Below are 2691 nucleotides of genomic sequence, written 5' to 3' on the forward strand. Positions count from 1 at the left end.
CGCCGCGTCGGTGACGTCGAGGTCGGCCCGGCGGAGCGCGGTGACCTCGGCCGCGGGGTCGGTGGCGAGCACGGCCAGCACGTCGCGGCCGAGCATCCCCGCCGCGCCGGTGACCAGCCAGCGGACCGGTCGAGAGACGGGAGCGGTCACTTCTCCAGGGCCGCCTTCGTCTTCAGCGGCTCCCACCAGGCACGGTTCTCGCGGTACCAGGCGATGGTCGCGGCGAGGCCGTCCTCGAAGCGGACCTGCGGCTCGTAGCCGAGCTCCTCGCGGATCTTGCTGATGTCGAGCGAGTAGCGCAGGTCGTGGCCCTTGCGGTCCTCGACGTGCACGACCCGGTCCCAGCCCGCGCCGGCGGCCTCCAGCAGCAGGCCGGTCAGCTCCTTGTTGGTGACCTCGGTGCCGCCGCCGATGTTGTAGACCTCACCCGGGCGGCCGCCGCGCATGACCAGCTCGATGCCCCGGCAGTGGTCCGAGACGTGCAGCCAGTCGCGGATGTTGCCGCCGTCGCCGTACAGCGGGACCGTCTTGCCGTCGATCAGGTTGGTGGTGAACAGCGGGATGACCTTCTCCGGGAACTGGTAGTGCCCGTAGTTGTTGGAGCAGCGGGTCACCACGACGTCCATGCCGTGCGTGCGGTGGTACGCCAGCGCCAGCAGGTCGGAGCCGGCCTTGGAGGCCGAGTACGGCGAGTTCGGGGCGAGCGGCCAGGTCTCCGTCCAGGAGCCCTCGCTGATCGAGCCGTAGACCTCGTCGGTGGAGACGTGGACGAAGCGGGAGACGCCGTGCTTGCGGGCGGAGTCCAGCAGGACCTGGGTGCCGACGACGTTGGTCAGCACGAACGGGCCCGCGCCCGCGATCGAACGGTCGACGTGCGACTCGGCCGCGAAGTGGACGACCACGTCGTGACCGGGCATGACCTGGTCGACGGCCTCGGTGTCGCAGATGTCGCCCCGGACGAAGGTGTAGCCGCTGTGGTCCGCGACGGACGCCAGGTTGGCCTCGACGCCGGAGTAGGTGAGCTTGTCAAAGACGGTGATCCGAGCCTCTGCGTCAGCCCCGAGGAGCTGACGGACGAACTCCGACCCGATGAACCCGGCGCCGCCGGTCACAAGGATGCGCATAATGCGCGCAGTCTAGCGCCGTCCCGCTGCTGCGGCGGACCCGGGCCGTACCACTCGTCCGTTCTCGAATAAGGTGCACGCATGCGTGGAATCCTTCTGGCCGGCGGCACCGGCTCCCGGCTGTGGCCGCTCACTCGGGCGGTGTCGAAGCAGCTCCTCCCGGTCTTCGACAAGCCGATGATCTACTACCCCCTGTCGACCCTCGTGATGGCCGGGATCAGCGAGATCCTGATCATCACCACCCCCGCGGACCGGGAGCAGTTCGAGCGCCTGCTCGGCGACGGTTCGCAGTTCGGCCTCCGTCTGGAGTACGCCGTCCAGGAGAAGCCCGAGGGCATCGCCCAGGCGTTCGTCCTGGGCAGCGACTTCATCGGCGACGAGCCGGTCGCGCTCATCCTCGGCGACAACATCTTCCACGGCAGCGGCCTGGGCACCCGGCTCGCCGAGCACACCGACGCCAAGGGCGGCCGGGTCTTCGCGTACCCGGTGGCCGACCCGACGGCGTACGGCGTCGTCGAATTCGACGAGGACGGCCAGGCCATCTCCATCGAGGAGAAGCCGACCGAGCCGAAGTCCCGCTACGCCGTCCCGGGCCTGTACTTCTACGACAACCGCGTGGTCGAGATCGCCCGCGACCTGAAGCCGAGCGCGCGCGGCGAGCTGGAGATCACCGCCGTCAACGAGGCGTACCTGGCCTCCGGCGACCTGCACGTCACGATCCTCGACCGCGGCACCGCGTGGCTGGACACCGGCACGTTCGTCTCGATGGTGCAGGCGTCCGAGTTCGTCCGGGTCATCGAGGAGCGCCAGGGCTTCAAGATCGGCTGCATCGAGGAGGCCGTCTGGCGGGCCGGGCTGATCGACGACGACCGGCTGCGCGAGCTCGCCGAGCCGCTGCTGAAGAGCGGCTACGGCCAGTACCTGCTGGGCCTGCTGGACTCGGGTGAGGTGCGGTGAAGTTCCGCGAGCTCTCGATCGAGGGCGTCTTCGAGATCAGCCCGCAGCTGCACGGCGACCCGCGCGGCCTGTTCACCGAGTGGTACCGGTTCGACCGGCTCGCCGAGGTCGTCGGCCACCCGCTGGACCTGCGGCAGGCCAACCTCTCGGTGTCCTCCCGGGGCGTCGTGCGCGGCATCCACTTCGCCGACGTGCCGCCCGGCCAGGCCAAGTACGTGACCTGCGTGCGCGGCGCGGTGCTGGACGTCATCGTCGACCTGCGGGTCGGCTCGCCGACCTTCGGCCGCTGGGAGGGCGTCCGCCTGGACGACACCGAGCGCAAGGCCGTCTACATCCCGGAGGGCTTCGGCCACGGGTTCTGCGCGCTCAGCGACGACGCCACGCTGTCGTACCTGTGCTCGGCGACGTACAACCCGACCGGCGAGCACGGCGTGCACCCGCTGGACCCGGACCTGGCGATCGAGTGGCCGGCCGACGTGCCGCTGCTGTCGGCCCGGGACGACGCGGCGCCGTCCCTCGCGGACGCGATCTCCACCGGTCTGCTGCCCGACCACGCGACCTGCCTCGCCTACACGGAGTCGCTGCGCACGGGGTGACCCCGGCGGAGCCG

General features: G+C 70.5%; 3 protein-coding genes and 1 pseudogene. 2 read left to right on the forward strand and 2 right to left on the reverse strand.

Annotated elements, in window-relative coordinates; all coding sequences use genetic code 11:
- Both ABD308_RS22765 and rfbB read right to left on the reverse strand, forming a co-directional pair.
- Positions 1-96, reverse strand: a pseudogene (locus tag ABD308_RS22765) (dTDP-4-dehydrorhamnose reductase); the annotation flags it as partial.
- A 50-nt stretch (positions 97-146) separates the two neighbouring features.
- Positions 147-1124: a dTDP-glucose 4,6-dehydratase gene (gene rfbB, locus ABD308_RS22770; protein ID WP_344338044.1), complete on the reverse strand. Its 978-nt coding sequence runs from the start codon at positions 1122-1124 to the stop codon at positions 147-149.
- An 81-nt stretch (positions 1125-1205) separates the two neighbouring features.
- On the opposite strand from rfbB, the gene rfbA reads away from it, so the two are divergent.
- Together rfbA and rfbC are read left to right on the forward strand one after the other, a co-directional pair.
- Positions 1206-2081 carry a glucose-1-phosphate thymidylyltransferase RfbA gene (gene rfbA / locus ABD308_RS22775; RefSeq protein WP_344338046.1) on the forward strand — a complete coding sequence of 292 codons (876 nt, stop codon included), beginning with the start codon at positions 1206-1208 and terminating at the stop codon, positions 2079-2081.
- Entirely contained in the window at positions 2078-2677 is a 600-nt protein-coding gene (gene rfbC, locus ABD308_RS22780; protein WP_344338048.1) for a dTDP-4-dehydrorhamnose 3,5-epimerase, read from the forward strand. The genes rfbA and rfbC overlap by 4 nt, the downstream gene beginning before the upstream one ends.
- The last annotated feature ends 14 nt before the right edge of the window (positions 2678-2691 follow it).

The sequence above is a fragment of the Kitasatospora putterlickiae genome (assembly GCF_039527695.1).
Lineage (GTDB): Bacteria > Actinomycetota > Actinomycetes > Streptomycetales > Streptomycetaceae > Kitasatospora > Kitasatospora putterlickiae.

Excerpts from the sequence above, each read along its gene's own strand:
- rfbB (WP_344338044.1), bottom strand. The coding sequence starts at position 1,124 with ATGCGCATCCTTGTGACCGGCGGCGCCGGGTTCATCGGGTCGGAGTTC.
- rfbA (WP_344338046.1), top strand. The coding sequence starts at position 1,206 with ATGCGTGGAATCCTTCTGGCCGGCGGCACCGGCTCCCGGCTGTGGCCG.